Genomic DNA, 17,905 nt, shown 5'->3' on the forward strand with positions numbered 1-17,905 from the left:
GTCAGCGGTTGAGCAGCGAGTTGAAGAACCTGAGGAGCGCGTCGAAGCCGTCGACGAGGAGGCCCCAGATCGTGTGCACGAGGTCTGCGGCCTTGGCCGGGTTGGTGAACACGGCATAGACGAAGAACGCGAGCACGAGGATCAGCACGATCTTCTTGAGCTTGGGGCCCATGGTGTGTCGCTCCTTGGAGGGAAGGTGCTGGCGCTGCCCTGACAGCCCCACGGCACAGGGGTGTGCCCAGTGTGCCGTATGAGGCGTTTGTGGCTCGGGACCCGGGGGGCGCGGCGCGTGTCCGGGTCGGGGCGAGGGGCGCGGCTATCCTCCTCGCGTGTCCCGAACGCCGACGTATGCCGCCGAGCTGCGTGCCGCCCTCAGCCGCGCCATGCGCGGGGTGGACGAGCGGGAGCTGGCTCGCGTCACCGAGGTGCTGGTCGCCCGCTACCGCTCCGTGAAGCCGGCCTCGTCGCCGATCCTCGCCTCGGGCGTCCACGTCGCAGCGTACGCGGCCTACCGGATGCCGGCGACGCACGCCGCCCTGTCGCGGGTGCTCGAGGCCGTGGCGGATCGTGGCGTCGCGCCCCGGTCGCTGCTCGACCTCGGCGGCGGCACCGGGGCGGCGGCCTGGGCGGCCGCCGGCGCCTTCCCCTCGCTGGAGTCGCTCACCGTGCTCGACCAGGTCGAGGCGGCCCTGGCGCTGGGTCGCGACCTGCTCGCCGACGCACCGTCACCGGCGCTCGCGAATGCCACCTTCCGGCGCGCTGTCGCCGGCGCCTGGCCCGACGACCAGGCCGACCTCGTCACCGTCTCCTACGTCCTCAGCGAGCTCGACGAGCATCAGCAGGATGCGTTGGTGCGTGACGCCATGCGACGCGGACGAGTCGTCGTGGTCGCCGAACCCGGCACCCCGGACGGCTACGGCCGCGTGATCCGGGTGCGGACGGCTCTCCTCGCCGCCGGCTGGACCCTGCTCGGGCCCTGCCCGCACGAGGCGGAATGCCCTCTGCTGCACAGCGACTGGTGTCACTTCGCCGCGCGCGTCAGTCGTTCGGCGGAGCACCGACGGATCAAGGGCGCGGAGCTGTCCTACGAGGACGAGAAGTTCTCGTGGGTGGCGGGCGCCGCGCCGGGCGTGCTGGATTCCCAAGTGACACAGGCGACTCCAGGCCGCATCATCCGGCATCCCTTGAAGCGCAAGGGACTCGTCGAGTTCCAGGTCTGCCGAACCGATGGCACGGCAGGCCGCGAGGTCGTCTCGAAGAAGGCGGGCGAGCGCTACCGGAAGGCGCGGGACGCCGAGTGGGGCGACACGCTGCCCTGACCCGGCGGCATACGCAAGCGGTCAGACGACGCCGTAGAGACGGTCACCGGCGTCGCCCAGCCCGGGCACGATGTAGCCCTTCTCGTTGAGCTTCTCGTCGATGGTGCCGAGCACGACCTTGACCGGGATGTCGCTCTCGGAGAGCTCGTCCTCCAGGTGCTTGATGCCCTCGGGTGCGGCAAGGAGGCAGACGGCGGTGATGTCGCGCGCGCCCTTGGCGGTGAGGTAGTCGATCGCCATGACGAGGGTGCCGCCGGTCGCGAGCATCGGGTCGAGGATGAAGACCTGGCGGCCGGTGAGGTCGTCGGGCAGGCGGTTCGCGTACGTCGAGACCTCGAGGGTCTCCTCGTTGCGGATCATGCCGAGGAAGCCCACCTCGGCGCTCGGCAGGAGCTTGACCATGCCGTCGAGCATGCCGAGGCCGGCGCGCAGGATGGGCACGATGATCGGCTTCGGGTTGGACAGCTTGATGCCCGTGGTGGGCGCGACCGGGGTCTCGATCTCGAACGCCTCGACGCGGACCTCGCGGGTGGCCTCGTAGGCGAGCAGCGTCACGAGCTCCTCGGCGAGACGGCGGAACGTGGGGCTGTCGGTCCGCTTGTCGCGCAGGTAGGTGAGCTTGTGGGCGATGAGCGGGTGGTCTGCGACATGGACGTCCATGGGTGGAAACTTAGCGCGTGGCCAGAGGATCCGAGACCCCCCGCAAGAGCTCCGTCACCTCCCCGGAGGCGTATGCCGCGTGGCTCGGCGACGCGCTCGAGCTTGCGGCGGCGACCGTGGGCTCGCAGGACGTCCCGGTCGGGGCGCTTCTCGTGGACCCGGACGGCGCTGTCCTCGGCCGCGGACGCAACGTGCGCGAGGAGAACGGCGACCCCACGGGGCACGCGGAGGTCATGGCGCTGAGGGAGGCCTCGCGCTCGGCCGGCTCCTGGCGACTGGAGGGGTGCACCCTCGTGGTGACGCTGGAGCCGTGCGTCATGTGCGCCGGCGCGGCCATGGCGGCGAGGCTGGAGCGGATCGTGTTCGGCGCCTGGGACCCGAAGGCGGGGGCCTGTGGCTCGGTGTGGGACCTGACCCGCGACCCGCTGGCGACGCACAACGTGGACGTGGTCGGAGGGGTGCGCGCGGAGGAGTCGGCGGCCCTGCTGGTCGATTTCTTCGAGGGCCGCCGCCTCCGGTAAGGTCTCTCCCGGTGGCGTGTCCGAGCGGCCAAAGGAGCACGCCTCGAAAGCGTGTGTGGGGGTAACTCCACCGTGGGTTCAAATCCCACCGCCACCGCCAAACGAAGAAGGACCCGACACGCTTTTCGTCGGGTCCTTCTTCGTTTGGCGGTGGCGGTGGGATGTGGGACGGCGTCCCACCGCCGAATAGGGCGGTCAGGACGCGGACTGCGCGACCGACCGAGCGATCGCCCGGTCCACGCGGTCGGCCGTCAACGCGTGCTGGATCACCATGGTGGCCGCTCCGATGACGCCGGCCTGCGTGCCCGTGGTCGCGGGGACGATCTGCAGCGCGCCGGTGGCCAGGGGCAGCGAACGGCCGTACACGATCTCGCGGACGCCGGCGATGAGGCTCTCGCCGGCTTCCGACAGCGTGCCGCCGATGACGATGACCGACGGGTTGAGCAGGCTCACACAGGTGGCCAGCACCTCCCCGATGGTGCGGCCGGCCTGCCGAACGGCCAGCGCCGCGGGGATGTTGCCGCTCCGCACGAGGTCGACGATGTCGGCGTTCGACTCCGCGGTCACATGGATCTCCGCGAGCGCCTTGGAGATCGCGGGGCCGCTGGCGACGGCCTCGAGGCAGCCGAGGTTGCCGCACGAGCAGAGCACATCGGCTGCGTGCGGTGCGGCGACATGGCCCAGGTCTCCCGCAGCGCCGACGGCGCCACGGTGGAGCCGGCCCCCGCTGATGATCCCGGCGCCGATGCCGGTGGCCACCTTGACGAAGAGAAGGTGCTCGATCTCGGGGTGTGCCATGGCGTGCTCGCCCAGAGCCATGATGTTGACGTCGTTGTCGACCAGAACCGGGACGTCGAGGTGGCGCCGGACATGGCCCGGCACGTCGTATCCGTCCCAGCCGGGCATGATCGGCGGCCGCATCGGGCGTCCGCTCGAGTGCTCGACGGGACCGGGCACCCCGATCCCGATGCCGATCAGCTCACGCGGCTCGCGGCCGGCCTGGTCGAGCAGCCGTCTCGTGGTGGCGACCACCCAGTCGAGAACGACTTCAGGGCCGTCGGTGATGTCGAGGCTCTCGGCGATCTCGCTGAGCGGCCGGCCGCTCAGGTCCGTCAGCGCCACTCGGCCGTGGGTGGCGCCGATGTCGGCGCCGATGACGACGCGAGCCTCGGGGTTGAACGCGAACCGCACCGGTGGGCGGCCGCCGGTGCTCGCAGCCTCACCGCTCGGCGCGAGCAGGCCGGAGGCAAGGAGTGCATCCACCCGGGCGCCGACGGTGGAGCGAGCCAGCCCGGTCAGCTTCGCCAGCTCGGCGCGGGTGCGGGGCCGCTCGTCCCGGAGCAGCTGGAGCAGCTCGCCGGCGCCGCTGACGGAGGTGGCGGCGTAGGGGGACGAGGCGGGCTGGGGACGCACCCTTCAAGTCAAGCACAAGCGGCTTATGTGTGCCATGCGAGACACTTGTGCAGGATGATTGTGAACTTTTGCTTGACGCGCCGACAGAAGTGGTCCACGGTGTGACGCATGGAATCTCGACGGCGAGATGGAGCGGACGCCCCGCTGCTGCGAATGACCGATGTGGTCAAGCGGTTCCCCGGCGTGGTCGCTCTCGGTGGGGTCGACCTCGACGTGCAGCCCGGTGAGGTGCACTGCCTCCTGGGCCAGAACGGAGCAGGCAAGAGCACACTGATCAAGGTCCTCGCCGGCGTCCACCAGGCCGACGAGGGCACGATCGAGTGGGATGGGGAGCCGGTCACGCTCGTCCACCCCCAGGCCGCCATGGACCTGGGCATCGCGACGATGTACCAGGAGCTCGACCTGGTCGAGGGCCTCACCGTCGCCGAGAACATCTACCTCGGGCACGAGCCCGCCCGCTTCGGCTTCTCTCAGCGCACCGACGCCCGTCGCGGCGCGACCGAGCTGCTCGCCCGCCTCGGCCATCGCGAGATCTCCCCATCGACCGAGGTCGGCACCTTGTCCGCCGCGTCGTGCCAGATCGTCAGCATGGCCCGCGCGCTCTCCCGTGACGCGCGGCTCATCATCATGGACGAGCCGTCGGCCGTCCTCGACGCGGGCGAGGTCGAGCAGCTGTTCGCCGTGATCCGCGAGGTCACCGCCCAGGGCGTCGCCGTGGTCTACATCTCCCACCGTCTCGAGGAGATCCGCGAGATCGGCGACCGGGTGACCGTCCTCAAGGACGGCCGCACCGTCGCCACCGGCCTCGACGCGAAACAGACCGGCACCCAGGAGCTGATCCGGCTCATGACCGGCCGCTCCATCGAGTACGTCTTCCCCGACCGGGCGGTCGTGGCAGCCGCCGAGCCGCTCCTGCGGGTCGAACACCTCTCCCGCGCGGGCGAGTTCGTCGACGTGAGCTTCGACGTGCGTCCCGGCGAGGTCGTCGGCCTCGCCGGCCTCGTCGGCTCCGGACGCAGTGAGATCGTCGAGACGATCTTCGGCGCGCGCCGCGCGACGGGCGGGCGCGTCCTCGTCGACGGCCAGCCCGTGCGCCCCGGCTCCGTGTCCGCGGCCGTCGCCGCCGGCCTCGGCCTGTGCCCCGAGGAACGCAAGAGCCAGGCCCTCGTCCTCGGCGCCTCCCTGGCGGCCAACATCAGCCTTGCCACGCTGGCCCGGTTCTCCCGCGCCGGTCTTCTCGACGGCGGCGCCGAGGTGGCCGCCGCCGAACAGCTCATGGAGTCGCTCGACGTGCGGCCCCGTGGGGTGCACCGCGAGTCGCGCCTGCTCTCCGGCGGCAACCAGCAGAAGGTCGTCCTCGCCCGGTGGCTGCTCCGCGGCTGCCGCGTCCTGCTCCTCGACGAGCCCACCCGGGGAGTCGACGTGGGCGCCCGCTCGGAGATCTACGCACTCGTCCGGCGCCTCACCGACGAGGGCGTCGCCGTCGTCGTCGTCTCGAGCGAGATCCCGGAGGTGCTCGGCCTGTCCAACCGGGTGCTGGTCCTCGCCGACCGCACCGTCCGCCACGAGGGTCCGGCCGACGAGCTCGACGAGCACGCCGTCCTCGACATCATCCTGAAGGGAGACGCGGCATGAGCGCCGACGTCACGAAGGCCGACCAGACGCTGCCCACGGCGGGGTCCGGCGCGGCCCCGGAGGAGCCGAAGGGCGGACCAGCCGTCGGCAGCGCCGCGCCACGGGCAGCGGGCGGCATCACCGGCTTCCTGTCCGGTCCAGCAGGCCGAAGCGCTGGGCTGGTCCTTGCGCTGTTGCTGCTCGTCGTCGTCGGCATCATGACCGGCGGGGAGCGGTTCGCCAGCCCAGAGAACGCGCTGACGATCCTGCGCCTCGGCTCTGTCATCGGCGTCGTCAGCGTCGGCATGACCTTCGTCATCTCCGGCGGCGGCATCGACCTGTCGGTCGGGGCGATCGTCGCCCTGTCCTCGGTGTGGGCCACCACGGTCGCCACCCAGACGATGGCCGCTGACAGCCACTGGATCGTCATGGTGTTCGCGGCAGTCGCGGTCGGCGCCGGGTGCGGGCTCGTCAACGGCCTCCTCGTGGCCTACGGGCGGATCGCGCCGTTCATCGTCACCCTGGCCATGCTCGCCGCGGCCCGCGGCCTCGCCGAGATCATCGCCAAGCGGCGCACCCAGATCGTCCGGGAGCGCGGTTTCATCGAGTTCTTCGGCGGCAGCGTCCTGGGCGTTCCCGTGCTCGTCATCATGTTCGCGGTGGTAGCCGTGATCGGCTGGGTCCTGCTCAACCGCACGACCTTCGGGCGCCGCACCCTCGCCATCGGCGGCAACCCCGAGGCCGCGCGGCTCGCCGGCATCCGCGTGCAGCGGCACACGACCTACCTCTACGTGCTGCTCGGCGTCGCCTGCGGCATCGCGGCCGTCATGCTCATGGCCCGCACGACCACCGGCACCTCGACCCACGGCCAGCTCTACGAGCTCGACGCCATCGCGGCCGTCGTCATCGGCGGCACCCTGCTGTCCGGTGGACGCGGCACCGTGGTCGGCACCGTGCTCGGTGTCCTCATCTTCACCACACTCACCAACGTCTTCACCCTGAACAACCTCGACACGTCCACGCAGGCGGTGGCCAAGGGCGCCATCATCGTCGCCGCCGTCCTGCTCCAGCAACGGGTCTCGCGCACGCGCTCGGCGTAAGGGCACCCACCTCGACCACCACCCGGTCTCGGCGGCCGGACTGGATCGCACCACCCACGGGGGAAACACGGCAACACCAGCCCGGACCACCGGGTCGCACGGCAACTCACATTTTCAGCACCGCTCACATAGGAGTCAGCGTGTCCGCATCCCTTCCTCGCTCCACCAAGCGCGTCGCCGTCCTGGCGATCACCCTGAGCACGGCACTGGTGGCCGCGGGGTGCACGAGCAACGACCCGGCCACGACTCCCGCGGCCTCGACCCAGACGGCGGGGGGCAATGCCGCCAGCGACAACGACGCCCCGGGCAAGAAGGTGGTCATCGGCTTCTCGGGCCCCGCCGCCGACCACGGTTGGCTCGGAGCCATCAACAGCGCAGCCCAGGCCGAGGCGAAGAAGCACGCCGACGTCGAGCTCAAGGTGGCGGAGGGCACGAACGACGCCTCGCTGCAGATCAGCCAGATCGAGACCTTCATCAACGACAAGGTCGACGCGATCGTGCTGCTCCCGACGGACGGCGCCGCCCTCACCGAGGTCGCCACCAAGGCCATGAACGCCGGCATCCCGGTCATCAACGTCGACCGCGAGTTCTCGAGCCCGTTCGCGGCCCGCGCCACGGTCCTCGGCGACAACTACGGGATGGGCGTCTCGGCCGGCACCTACGCGTGCAAGCTGGTCAAGGACAAGAACCTGTCCAACCCGGTCATCGCGGAGATCGCCGGCATCGACTCGCTGCCCCTGACGCAGGACCGCAGCAAGGGCTTCGCCGACGCCCTCAAGTCGTGCGGCCAGACGGTCGACAACCGGGTGGCCGCCGAGTTCACCGTGGAGTCCGGCGAGAAGCAGATGTCCAACCTGCTGCAGGCCGCGCCGAAGATCGACATCCTCTGGAACCACGACGACGACCAGGGGGTCGGCGTCATGGCCGCGCTCGACCAGGCGAACCGCCACGAGATGGCCTTCATCGGTGGCGCCGGCTCGGCGAACGCCATGCGCTGGATCAAGGACGGCAAGATGGAGGCGACCGTGCTCTACCCGCCGACGCAGGCCGCGGACGGCATCAAGCTCGCGCGCCTGATCGCGCAGGGCAAGGGCATCAGCGATCTCGTCCAGGTCGAGGTCCCGCGACGCATCGTCCTCAACGCGCCGGTCGTCACCAAGGCCAACGTCGACCAGTACCTCCCGCTCGGCTTCGAGTCCTGAGCATCGCGCTCCCCGCGCCGTGCCGCCGGGGGCGGCGCGGGCACGGACCCAACCAACGCCGAAGATGAGGACGTCATGACGACTGCACCACAGCCTGCCCTCGGGGTGGGGATGATCGGGTACGCCTTCATGGGCCGCGCACACTCGCAGGCCTGGCGCAACGCGCGCTCGTACTTCGACGTCCCGGTCGAGCCGCGACTCGTCGCCGTGGCCGGACGCGACGCGACCGCCGCACGCCGCACCGCTGACCGCTTCGGCTGGGGCGACGTCGAGACCGACTGGCGGCGGCTGCTCGAGCGCGACGACATCGACGTCATCGACATCTGCACGCCTGGTGACACGCACGCCGAGATCGCCCTGGCTGCGCTCGAGGCCGGCAAGCACGTCCTGTGCGAGAAGCCGCTGGCCAACAGTGTCGAGGAGGCCGAGGCCATGGCGGCGTCCGCCGAGGCAGCCCGCGCGCGGGGCGTGCGGTCGATGGTCGGGTTCACGTACCGGCGCGTCCCGGCTGTCGCGTACGCCCGGCAGCTCGTCGCCGAGGGACGGATCGGGCAGGTGCGACACGTGCGCGGCGCCTACCTGCAGGACTGGCTCACCGACCCGGAGGCACCCCTGACCTGGCGCCTGCAGAAGGAGCGCGCCGGGTCAGGAGCGCTGGGCGACATCGGGGCGCACATCGTCGACCTCGCCCAGCACGTCACGGGACAGACGTTGACCGGGGTCTCGGCCCTGACCGAGACGTTCGTGCGGGAGCGGCCCGTGTCCGACCCGTCGCTGCTCGGCACGAGCGGGATCACCGGGACGGCCGCCTCCAACGGCAGCGCCGCCCGCGGCCCCGTCACGGTGGACGACGCGGCCGTCTTCGTGTCGCGACTGAGCGGGGGAGCGCTCGCGACGTTCGAGGCGACGCGGTTCGCGACGGGCCGCAAGAACGCGATCCGTCTGGAGGTCAACGGCACCCGTGGGTCCCTGGCCTTCGACTTCGAGGACATGAACGTGCTCCACGTCTTCGACAACGACGCCCCGTCGCGCGACGCGGGCTTCACGCGGGTCCTCGTCACCGAGGCCGACCACCCATGGGTGGCGGCGTGGTGGCCGCCGGGCCATGTGCTCGGCTACGAGCACGGCTTCACCCACCAGGCGGTCGACTTCCTCACCGCCGTGGCCACGGGCGCCGACCCGCGGCCCTCCTTCACCGACGGGCTCCAGGTGCAGCGGATCCTGTCGGCGGTCGAGACCAGTGCGGAGCGGGAGGGGTCCTGGACCCCGATCGACGGGGCCCGCGCGACGTCTCCCGTCCCCTCCTGACGCGGGCCCTGCCCGCCTCGTTCGCCGAAAGGAGATCCGGTTCCCCCGCACCACCCTCCCTGTCACACCCGAAGGAGCAACCTCACATGCAGGACAACGACGTCAAGCCGCTGAAGCTCGCCAAGGGCCTCGGCCTCAACCGCCGCCAGTTCATGGCGGCCTCGACGGGGATGGCTGCCGCCGCGGCCATCGCCGGGATGGGCGCGACGAGCGCCTCGGCCGCCCCGGGCACCGGCAACGGAGTGCTCGTGCCACCCGGCAAGAGGGGCATCATCCTCTACACCGTCCGTGACGCCATCTCGCGCGACCCCGGCACGTCGCCGTACGCGTCCGGCTTCAAGGCCGTCTTCGAGGAGCTCGGCCGGATCGGCTACAAGCAGATCGAGTTCGCCGGTTTCAGCCAGCACGCCAACGCCCCGGGCGGCAACGTCAACAACGCCGCGGGCGCCCAGCTGCTCCGCACCTGGCTCGACGACAACGGGCTCGAGGCCGAGGGCAACCACGGGACCATCCCGTCGACGATCACCGAGGCGACGCTCGCGGCGTTCGACGCCGCCTGCGAGGTCGCCAACATCCTCGGCATGCAGCACATCGGCACCGGCAGCGACCCGACGAGCTCGGCCTACAAGGCCGACTGGGACGCCGCCGCCGCGCGCTGGGACGTCCTCGGCGAGCGGGCCCGGGTCAAGCACGGCCTCAAGCTCTACACGCACAACCACGACGTCGCCTACAGCTTCCTGCTCGACAGCGGACCGCTGGACGCCCAGGGCCGGCCGACCCGCTCGTCGGGCGTGCGGCGACTGGAGTACTTCCTCGCCAACACCAACCCCGACAACGTCTACCTCGAGATGGACATCTACTGGGCGCACGTCGCGCAGTACAAGCACACGTCGTACACGGCCCCCGACGGCTCGACCGTGACGTCCGTCTTCAACCCGCTCGGCGTCGTGCAGGCGCAGCCGATCCGGTTCCCGCTGTTCCACGCCAAGGACGGCGCCTCGCGCCCGGACCTGCCCAACGGCTACGACTTCGTGCCGTTCGGCACCGGCGTCATCGACTACAAGGCGTTCCTCAGCCGGACCGGGGCCAAGGGCTACCACAACCCGATGTACGAGCAGGACAACGCTCCCGGCGGCACGGCCAACCCGAACCAGTCGCTGGAGTACGCCGCCATCAGCTACGCCAACCTCGCCAAGCTGCGCGGCTGACGCCACGCCGCTCCCAGTCGCCGACGCGTCGCCGCGCCACCGGATGCGGCGGCGCGCCGGCGCTGACCACGAAGGCGGAAAGTCGACCTACGACTGCACCGTCAGACACCCGACCAGATCAGGCAGACCCTCACCGCGCCAAGGAGACTCACATGGCTCGACCGATCACCCTCTTCACCGGCCAGTGGGCCGACCTGCCCTTCGAGGAGGTGTGCCGCCTCGCCGGGGAGTGGGGCTACGACGGCCTCGAGATCGCCTGCTGGGGCGACCACTTCGAGGTCGACCGGGCCCTCACCGAGGACGGTTACGTCGAGTCGCGCCACGAGATCCTCGCTCGCCACGGCCTGAAGGTGTGGGCGATCTCCAACCACCTCGTCGGGCAGGCCGTGTGCGACGACCCGATCGACCAGCGCCACCAGGACATCCTGCCCGCGGCCGTGTGGGGCGACGGCGATCCGGAGGGCGTGCGCAAGCGCGCGGCAGAGCGGATGGCCGACACGGCGCGTGCTGCTGCGAAGCTCGGGGTCGACACCGTCATCGGCTTCACCGGCTCGGCGGTGTGGAAGTACGTCGCGATGTTCCCGCCCGTGGGTGACGACGTCATCCAGGCGGGCTACGCCGACTTCGCCGACCGCTGGAACCCGATCCTCGACGTCTTCGACGAGGTCGGCGTCAAGTTCGCGCACGAGGTGCACCCCAGCGAGATCGCGTACGACTACTGGAGCACCGTCGCGACACTCGAGGCGATCGGCCACCGCGAGGCGTTCGGCCTCAACTGGGACCCGAGCCACATGGTGTGGCAGGACCTCGACCCGGCCGGCTTCATCTGGGACTTCAAGGACCGGATCTACCACGTGGACTGCAAGGACGCCCGCAAGCGGATCGGCAACGGCCGCAACGGCCGTCTGTCGTCGCACCTGCCGTGGGGCGACCCGCGCCGCGGCTGGGACTTCGTCTCCACCGGACACGGCGACGTGCCGTGGGAGGACTGCTTCCGCACCCTCAACGCGATCGGCTACGACGGACCCATCTCGATCGAGTGGGAGGACGCCGGCATGGATCGCCTCGTCGGCGCTCCGGGGGCGCTCGAGTTCGTCCGGTCCCTCAACTTCGACAAGCCCGAGGCGGCGTTCGACGCCGCCTTCAGCACCAGCAGGGACTGAGGCGGCCGCCCAGCGCGCGAGCGCCGGGCAGGACCGGCAGCATCCCGACGAACAATCACCAGAAGGAGCAGAAGTGGTGCGTCAGCCGACCCCTGAGGACAAGTTCTCGTTCGGCCTGTGGACCGTAGGCTGGACCGGCATCGACCCCTTCGGGTCGGCCAGCCGTCCGGCACTCGACCCGTGGGAGTACGCGGAAAGGCTCGCGGAGCTCGGCGCCTGGGGCGTCACCTTCCACGACAACGACGTGTTCCCGTTCGACGCGGACGACGCGACGAAGGACAAGATCCTCCGGCGGTTCAAGGAGGCGACCGACCGGGCGGGCCTGGTCATCGAGATGGTGACGACCAACACGTTCACGCACCCCGTCTTCAAGGACGGCGGCCTGACCTCCAACGACCGCAACGTGCGACGCTTCGGCCTCCGCAAGGTGCTGCGCGCGGTCGACCTCGCCGCCGACCTCGGTGCCACGACGTTCGTGATGTGGGGCGGACGTGAGGGCGCCGAGTACGACGGGTCCAAGGACGTCCACGCCGCGATGGAGCGCTACAAGGAGGGCCTCGACACCGTCGCCGGCCACATCAAGTCGCAGGGCTACGACCTGCGAATCGGCTTGGAGCCCAAGCCGAACGAGCCCCGCGGTGACATCTTCCTCCCCACCGTCGGGCATGCCCTGGCCCTGATCGCCGAGCTCGAGCACCGTGACATCGTGGGACTCAACCCGGAGACCGGGCACGAGCAGATGGCGGGCCTCAACTACACCCACGCGCTGGGGCAGGCGCTGTGGAGCGGCAAGCTCTTCCACATCGACCTCAACGGCCAGCGGGGCCTGAAGTACGACCAGGACCTCGTCTTCGGCCACGGCGACCTGATGTCCGCCTTCTTCACCGTCGACCTCCTCGAGAACGGGTTCCCGGGCTACCCGGACGGGCCGCGCTACACCGGGCCCCGACACTTCGACTACAAGCCGTCCCGCACCGAGCACATGGAGGGCGTGTGGGCGTCTGCGAAGGCGTGCATGTCGACGTACCTCATGCTCGCGGAGAAGGCCAGGGCCTACCGGGCCGACGAGCGCGTGCACGAGGCGATGGCGTATGCCGGGGTGCTCGACCTCGCCCAGCCGACCCTGGGCGCCGGCGAGACCGTCGAGGACCTGCTGGCGACGGACGACGGCTTCGACCCCGAGGCGGCGGCCGAGCGCGACTTCGGCTTCGTCCGGCTGCAGCAGCTCGCGCTCGAGCACCTGATCGGCTGAGACTGCACGCATGAGCCTCGTCGCCGGGATCGACTCCTCCACCCAGGCCTGCAAGGTCGTCATCCGTGACGCCGAGACGGGGCGACTTGTGCGCCACGGCTCGGCTCCGCACCCTGCCGGCACGGAGATCGACCCCGAGAGCTGGTGGCACGCCATGGAGCACGCACTCGAGGCGGCGGGTGGTCTCGACGACGTCGAGGCGGTGTCCGTGGCCGGACAGCAGCACGGTCTGGTCGCCCTCGACGAGCGCGGGGCCGTGGTCCGGCCCGCGCTGCTCTGGAACGACACGAGGTCCGCCGATGCGGCCGCCGACCTCGTCGCAGAGCTCGGGAGCGGCGACGTCCAGGAGGGCTCACTCCTCTGGGCCCGGGCCGTCGGCACCGTACCCGTTGCAGCCCTCACGGTCGCCAAGCTGCGGTGGCTCGCCGACCACGAGCCCGAGAACGCGGCCCGGGTCGCGGCCGTGGCGCTGCCGCACGACTGGCTGACGTGGCGGCTGTCGGGGGCGACCTCCCTCGACACGCTCGTGACGGACCGGTCGGACGCCTCGGGCACGGGCTACTTCTCGCCCACCGCCGGCGGGTACCGCCGCGACCTGCTGGCGCTCGCACTGCGCCGGGAGGAGGCGTCGGCCTCCTCGATCGTCCTGCCGCGAGTGCTCAGCCCCGGCGAGCGGGCCGGGACCGGTGACCCGGCTGCGGGCCGAGGGCACGTGGTGCTCGGCCCCGGCTGCGGCGACAACGCCGGCGCCGCCCTCGGCCTGGCCCTCCGGCCGGGCGAGACCTCGGTCTCCCTCGGCACCTCGGGCGTCGTGGCTGCCGTGTCGGCGACGCCGACGGCCGACCCGAGTGGTCTGGTGGCGGGCTTCGCGGACGCCGCCGGGCAGTTCCTCCCACTGGCGTGCACGCTCAACGCCGCCCGGGTGCTCGAGGCAGCCGCACGCATACTCGATGTCGGTCACGAGGAGCTGAGCGACCTGGCCCTCTCGGCCGACCCCGGTGCCGGCGGGCTCGTCCACGTGCCCTACCTCGAGGGCGAGCGCACTCCCAACCTCCCTACGGCCACCGGCTCGCTCTTCGGGATGACGCTCGGCTCCATGACGCGCGAGAACCTCGCGCGCGCCGCGGTGGAGGGCCTGCTGGGGCTGATGGCAGACGGAATGGAGGCCGTACGCCGTCAGGGAGTCACGGTCGACCGCGTCACTCTTGTCGGGGGCGGCGCCCGCTCCCGCGCCGTCCGCGCGATCGCGCCGAGCCTCCTCGGCGTACCGGTCGACGTGCCACCGCCGGGGGAGTACGTCGCCGCCGGCGCTGCGCGACAGGCGGCCTGGGTCCTCTCCGGGGCGGCCGAGCCACCTGCCTGGGAGTCGGGAGGCGTCGAGACACTCGAGGCGGAGGCCACGCCCGCGGTACTCGAGCGCTACCGAGAGGCAGCCCGGCTGGTCGCCGAGGCGCAGCCGCGCTGACCACCCGAAGGTGGCCGGCGCAGCAGGCAACCGGATTTGTCAGGCGACCGGGCTGGCGCCCAGCGTGACGGTGGAGGTGTGCTGCGTCCCGTCCTGGCTGGTCCACGCGATGTCCACGTGGTCGCCGGGGTTGGCGCCCACCAGCGCCGCCGACACGTCGTCGGCCGAGGTGATCGGGTGCCCGTTCAGGCTGGTGATGACATCGCCCGCCTGCAGTCCGGCGTCGGCGGCTGCAGCGCCGCTGAGGACGCCGCTGACCTGCGCACCGGGAGTCGTCGCACCGTAGCCCCCGTAGGCGCCGTAGCCGTCGCCGCCGTCCGAGCCGTACCCGTAGTCGCCGGAGGAGGGGGAGTTTCCGACCTCGACGCCGAGGAACGCGGCCGGGCCGATGCGCACCGTGCTCGTCCCGTGACCGGACCGGATCTGGTCGGCGATGGACAGCGCACGGGTGATGGGGATGGCGTACGCGTCGGGCGTGCCTCCGGAGGAGCCTGCGGTGTCGATGCCGACCACCTCACCCTGGGCGTCGAAGAGCGGCCCGCCGGAGTCGCCGGCCTGGACGTCGGCGTTGGTCTCGAGCATGCCGTCGAGGGTCTCGGGCGACGTGCCGTCCTCGGAGCGGGCCGTGACCGACGCCCCGGTCGAGGTGATCTGGCCCGCGGCAGCGGTCAGCGTTCCGGTGCCGCCGGCGTTTCCGACCGCCGTCACCTGCGACCCGACGGAGACGCCGTCGGTGTCGGGCTTGATCGTCGTGAGGCCGGAGGCACCGGTGAGCTGGATGAGTGCGACGTCGTGCGCCTCGTCGCTGCCGATCACCGTCGCGCGGTAGGTCTGGCCGGTCGCGGCCACCGTGACGCGGATGCTCCCCGCGCCGTGGACCACGTGGTAGTTCGTGAGCACTTGGCCGCCCGAGGTCAGCACCATGCCGGTCCCTGCTGCCTGCCCGTTCTGGTAGGGCAGGGTCGTGTCGATGAGCACCACGCCCGCCGACTCGGCCGCGGTTGCCGCCTGCGCCGTGGGGCCGGAGCCCTGGGCCGAGCCATAGCCGGAGCCGTCGCCCCACCCGTAGCCCGACCCGTCATCCGACCCGTAACCCGAACCGGCCTGCGCGGTCGACCAGCCCTGCCAGTCCCGCACCGTGGCGCTGTGGGGCCCGGTGCCGGTGGCGAGAGCGGGCCCGGCGGCCGCGAGCCCCAACGCCAGTGCCGCGGCCAGGGCGAGCGTGCCCCGACGGAGCCGCGACCTGCGCGGTGGGGCAACCGGGGAGGTTCCGGAGGTTTCGCTGGCGCGTACCGGCTTGCCTGCTGTGCTCATCTGCGTGTCCTTCGCAACGGTCTGCATCTCTTGAGACCAGTGCACCGCTCGGTCCCATGCGCCCTCCCTGAGCCGGCCATGAGCCGGTTGTGAACCGGGCGGGGATAGGGACCTTCGGCCCCTTGGCCGGCCTCGGGCGCCCGGGAGAGGCTGGTCACCGGACCGACAGGGAGGGCGCGTCATGTCCGAGGCAGCCGTCAGCACGCAGAGGTCGCGCGGGAGCGAGCAGGCCACCGCACCGGCGCGCGCGCCGTTGCCGCCCCGTGCGGCCTGGGCAGGAGTGGGCCGGTGCGTCGGCACGAGCGCGAGGATGCTCGTGCGGGGGCAGGTCCGCTTCCCCCGGTCGCAGGTCGGCCGCCGCATCAGCTTCGCCGACCACTCGACCAGCCGGGTCTACCGGGACACGACGGTGGGCAGGCCGGCCCTCGACCCGTGCTTCCTCGCTGTCTCCTTCCGGCTCCGGGCCGTCCGGGGGCGCGGCCACGCGTGGTTCCGGGCGGAGAGCTGGCTCAACACCCCCCTCTTCGTGGGCTTCCCCGGCTTCGTCTCGAAGCTGTGGCTGACGCACGACGAGCACGGTCGCTACCGGGGGCTCTACGAGTGGGACGGCGCCGACCTGGCCGAGCGGTATGCCGGCTCGCTGTGGCACGTGCTGGCCCTGGTGAGCGAGCCGGGCTCCATCGACTACCGGGTGGTCCCCGGCCTGCGCCGCGCCGACCTGCTCGCCGACCCGGGCGTGCTCGCCCCGTGGTTCCCGGACGAGGAGGGAGCCTGGTGGCGCGTGCTGGCAGTCACGTAGGCGAGGACCCGGACGTCCTCGTCGTGGGCGCCGGCCCCACGGGGCTGGCGGCGGCCCTGCAGGCGCACGCCCACGGCGCGCGGGTGCGGGTCGTAGAGCGCCGGCCCGAGGCGTTCCGCCCGTCACGGGCGATGATCGTCCACTCGCGCACGTTGGAGGTGCTGCGCCCGCTGGGCGTCGTCGACGACGTGCTGGCCCGCGCGGACCGCGCCCCACGGGCGCACCTGCACTTCGGTAGGCGAGTGGTCGAGGCCGAGCTCGGTCACGTCGCGCTCGCCGACACGGCATACCCCCACCTGACGCTCGTGCGGCAGGCCGACGTCGAGGACGGGCTCGCGCGCGCCCTGGCCGCCCGTGGCGTCCCGGTGGAGCGGGGCGTCGAGCTCGTGGGCGCCACGTGGGGTCCGGATCGGGTGTCGGCCCTGGTGCGCACCGACGGCGAGGTCACCGAGGTCGTATGCCGTCACCTGGTGGGGTGTGACGGCCCGGACAGTCTGGTGCGCAGGCTCGCGGGCATCGGCTGGCGGGGTGGGCGCTACGCCGAGGAGGTGGTCCTGGCGGACCTCGAGCTGGACGGGGGAGACGGGAAGCTCGCGCCCGGGGTGCTGCACGTGGTCGCGGGGCGGGAGGGTCTGGTCTTCCTCTTCGCCCTGGGGGAGGGGGCGAGCTGGCGGCTGCTCGGCACCCGGGCCGCGGGAGGTGACCGGGACGGGGCCTTCGGTCAGCCCGCCGGCGAGCTGGCACTGACGGAAGTGCAGGGACTGCTCGACGCCGCGGGCTTCGGGGTGCGGGTCGGTGAGATGGCCTGGTCGGCCAAGGTTCCGCTGCAGCACCGGCTCGCAACCACGTTCCGGCAGGGGCCGGTCTTCCTCGCCGGTGACGCCGCGCACGCCGGCTCGCCCGCCGGTGGCCAGGGCCTCAACACCGGCATCCTCGACGCGACGAACCTCGGCTGGAAGCTCGGGCTGGCGGCTCGGGCTCGGGACGACGGCGACGAGCCCGAGGAGCTGCTGGCCTCCTACGACCTGGAGCGCCGGCCGGCCGCCGGGCAGGTGCTGGCCCTGACGCACCTCATCTTCTTCGGCGAGGCCTCCACACACCGCGTCCCGGCGTTCCTGCGGGGCTCCCTGCTCCCGCTCGCGGCTCCGGTCCTGCCGGTGCTCCTGCGGCAGCCTCCGCTTCTGGCAGCGGTCGTGGCGCTGCTGTCGCAGCGCTGGGTGCGTTACCGCGGCAGCCCCCTGTCCGCGGCGGGCAGCCCGACGGGCCGGGGCGCCCACCCCGGCGACCGGCTGCCTGACCGGGCGATCGTCTCGCAGGGACGGTCACGGCGCCTGCACGAGCTGACGGCACGGCCGGGCCTGCACCTGCTGCTGGAGCGGGACGCGGACGCTCCGGCCCTGCGTCCGGCCGACCCCCTCGTCACCCTCCACCGGATCGACAGCTGGCCCGGAAGGGGCCTTGTCGCGGTGCGGCCTGACGGCCACGTCGGCTACCGCACGGGGCGTCTGGACGGTGCTGGCCTGGCGAGCTGGCTCCGACTCGTCCGCCCCTGAGCTCGTGGTTGGTG

Annotated in this window: 16 protein-coding genes and 1 tRNA gene; 13 read left to right on the top strand and 4 right to left on the bottom strand. The window is 71.9% G+C overall.

The genetic code is table 11. From position 1 onward, the window contains the following. Position 1: 1 nt before the first annotated feature. A complete protein-coding gene (locus tag AB0316_RS12590; RefSeq protein WP_366273364.1) occupies positions 2–172 on the bottom strand; it encodes a hypothetical protein in 171 nt (56 codons plus the stop codon). Positions 173–329: 157 nt separating this feature from the next. Here AB0316_RS12590 and AB0316_RS12595 point away from each other — a divergent pair, with 157 nt between their 5' ends. After that, complete coding sequence (locus AB0316_RS12595) at positions 330–1,319, top strand: small ribosomal subunit Rsm22 family protein (protein ID WP_366273365.1); 990 nt, start codon at positions 330–332, stop codon at positions 1,317–1,319. A gap of 21 nt (positions 1,320–1,340) precedes the next feature. Here the strand turns inward: AB0316_RS12595 and upp are convergent, their stop codons facing one another. Further along, positions 1,341–1,979 carry a uracil phosphoribosyltransferase gene (gene upp, locus AB0316_RS12600; protein ID WP_366273367.1) on the bottom strand — a complete coding sequence of 213 codons (639 nt, stop codon included), beginning with the start codon at positions 1,977–1,979 and terminating at the stop codon, positions 1,341–1,343. Between the two features lie 17 nt (positions 1,980–1,996). Between upp and AB0316_RS12605 the strand changes: the two genes are divergently transcribed. Together AB0316_RS12605 and AB0316_RS12610 are read left to right on the top strand one after the other, a co-directional pair. After that, positions 1,997–2,500 carry a nucleoside deaminase gene (locus AB0316_RS12605; RefSeq protein WP_366273368.1) on the top strand — a complete coding sequence of 168 codons (504 nt, stop codon included), beginning with the start codon at positions 1,997–1,999 and terminating at the stop codon, positions 2,498–2,500. A 10-nt stretch (positions 2,501–2,510) separates the two neighbouring features. Beyond that, positions 2,511–2,600: transfer RNA gene (locus AB0316_RS12610), tRNA-Ser, on the top strand. Between the two features lie 95 nt (positions 2,601–2,695). Here AB0316_RS12610 and AB0316_RS12615 read toward each other — a convergent pair. Then, complete coding sequence (locus AB0316_RS12615; RefSeq protein WP_366273369.1) at positions 2,696–3,913, bottom strand: ROK family transcriptional regulator; 1,218 nt, start codon at positions 3,911–3,913, stop codon at positions 2,696–2,698. Positions 3,914–4,066: 153 nt separating this feature from the next. Between AB0316_RS12615 and AB0316_RS12620 the strand changes: the two genes are divergently transcribed. The 8 genes from AB0316_RS12620 to xylB all read left to right on the top strand — a co-directional run bounded on the left by AB0316_RS12620 (position 4,067) and on the right by xylB (position 14,225). Further along, the gene (locus AB0316_RS12620) at positions 4,067–5,548 is read left to right on the top strand and encodes a sugar ABC transporter ATP-binding protein (protein WP_366273370.1); all 1,482 of its coding nucleotides are present in this window, start codon (positions 4,067–4,069) and stop codon (positions 5,546–5,548) included. After that, complete coding sequence (locus tag AB0316_RS12625) at positions 5,545–6,627, top strand: ABC transporter permease (protein ID WP_366273371.1); 1,083 nt, start codon at positions 5,545–5,547, stop codon at positions 6,625–6,627. Before AB0316_RS12620 ends, AB0316_RS12625 begins: the two co-directional genes overlap by 4 nt. A 140-nt stretch (positions 6,628–6,767) precedes the next feature. Then, a complete protein-coding gene (locus AB0316_RS12630) occupies positions 6,768–7,829 on the top strand; it encodes a substrate-binding domain-containing protein (RefSeq protein WP_366273372.1) in 1,062 nt (353 codons plus the stop codon). Positions 7,830–7,904: 75 nt separating this feature from the next. Continuing rightward, positions 7,905–9,137, top strand: a complete 1,233-nt coding sequence (locus tag AB0316_RS12635; protein ID WP_366273373.1) for a Gfo/Idh/MocA family oxidoreductase — start codon at positions 7,905–7,907, stop codon at positions 9,135–9,137. Positions 9,138–9,223: 86 nt separating this feature from the next. Beyond that, positions 9,224–10,345: a TIM barrel protein gene (locus AB0316_RS12640; RefSeq protein WP_366273374.1), complete on the top strand. Its 1,122-nt coding sequence runs from the start codon at positions 9,224–9,226 to the stop codon at positions 10,343–10,345. A gap of 152 nt (positions 10,346–10,497) precedes the next feature. Then, on the top strand, positions 10,498–11,508 hold the full coding sequence (locus AB0316_RS12645) for a sugar phosphate isomerase/epimerase (RefSeq protein WP_366273375.1): 1,011 nt from the start codon (positions 10,498–10,500) through the stop codon (positions 11,506–11,508). A gap of 73 nt (positions 11,509–11,581) precedes the next feature. Further along, complete coding sequence (gene xylA / locus AB0316_RS12650; RefSeq protein WP_366273376.1) at positions 11,582–12,760, top strand: xylose isomerase; 1,179 nt, start codon at positions 11,582–11,584, stop codon at positions 12,758–12,760. 10 nt (positions 12,761–12,770) lie between these two features. Continuing rightward, positions 12,771–14,225: a xylulokinase gene (gene xylB / locus AB0316_RS12655; protein WP_366273377.1), complete on the top strand. Its 1,455-nt coding sequence runs from the start codon at positions 12,771–12,773 to the stop codon at positions 14,223–14,225. A gap of 39 nt (positions 14,226–14,264) precedes the next feature. On the opposite strand, the gene AB0316_RS12660 is transcribed toward xylB, so the two are convergent. Then, positions 14,265–15,539 (bottom strand): trypsin-like peptidase domain-containing protein, encoded by a 1,275-nt coding sequence (locus AB0316_RS12660; RefSeq protein WP_366273378.1) that lies wholly within the window; start codon positions 15,537–15,539, stop codon positions 14,265–14,267. Positions 15,540–15,720: 181 nt separating this feature from the next. On the opposite strand from AB0316_RS12660, the gene AB0316_RS12665 reads away from it, so the two are divergent. Both AB0316_RS12665 and AB0316_RS12670 read left to right on the top strand, forming a co-directional pair. After that, on the top strand, positions 15,721–16,338 hold the full coding sequence (locus AB0316_RS12665; RefSeq protein WP_366273379.1) for a hypothetical protein: 618 nt from the start codon (positions 15,721–15,723) through the stop codon (positions 16,336–16,338). Further along, the gene (locus AB0316_RS12670; protein WP_366273380.1) at positions 16,314–17,891 is read left to right on the top strand and encodes an FAD-dependent monooxygenase; all 1,578 of its coding nucleotides are present in this window, start codon (positions 16,314–16,316) and stop codon (positions 17,889–17,891) included. Before AB0316_RS12665 ends, AB0316_RS12670 begins: the two co-directional genes overlap by 25 nt. The last annotated feature ends 14 nt before the right edge of the window (positions 17,892–17,905 follow it).

It is taken from the genome of Terrabacter sp. NPDC080008, assembly GCF_040702505.1.
GTDB lineage: Bacteria > Actinomycetota > Actinomycetes > Actinomycetales > Dermatophilaceae > Terrabacter.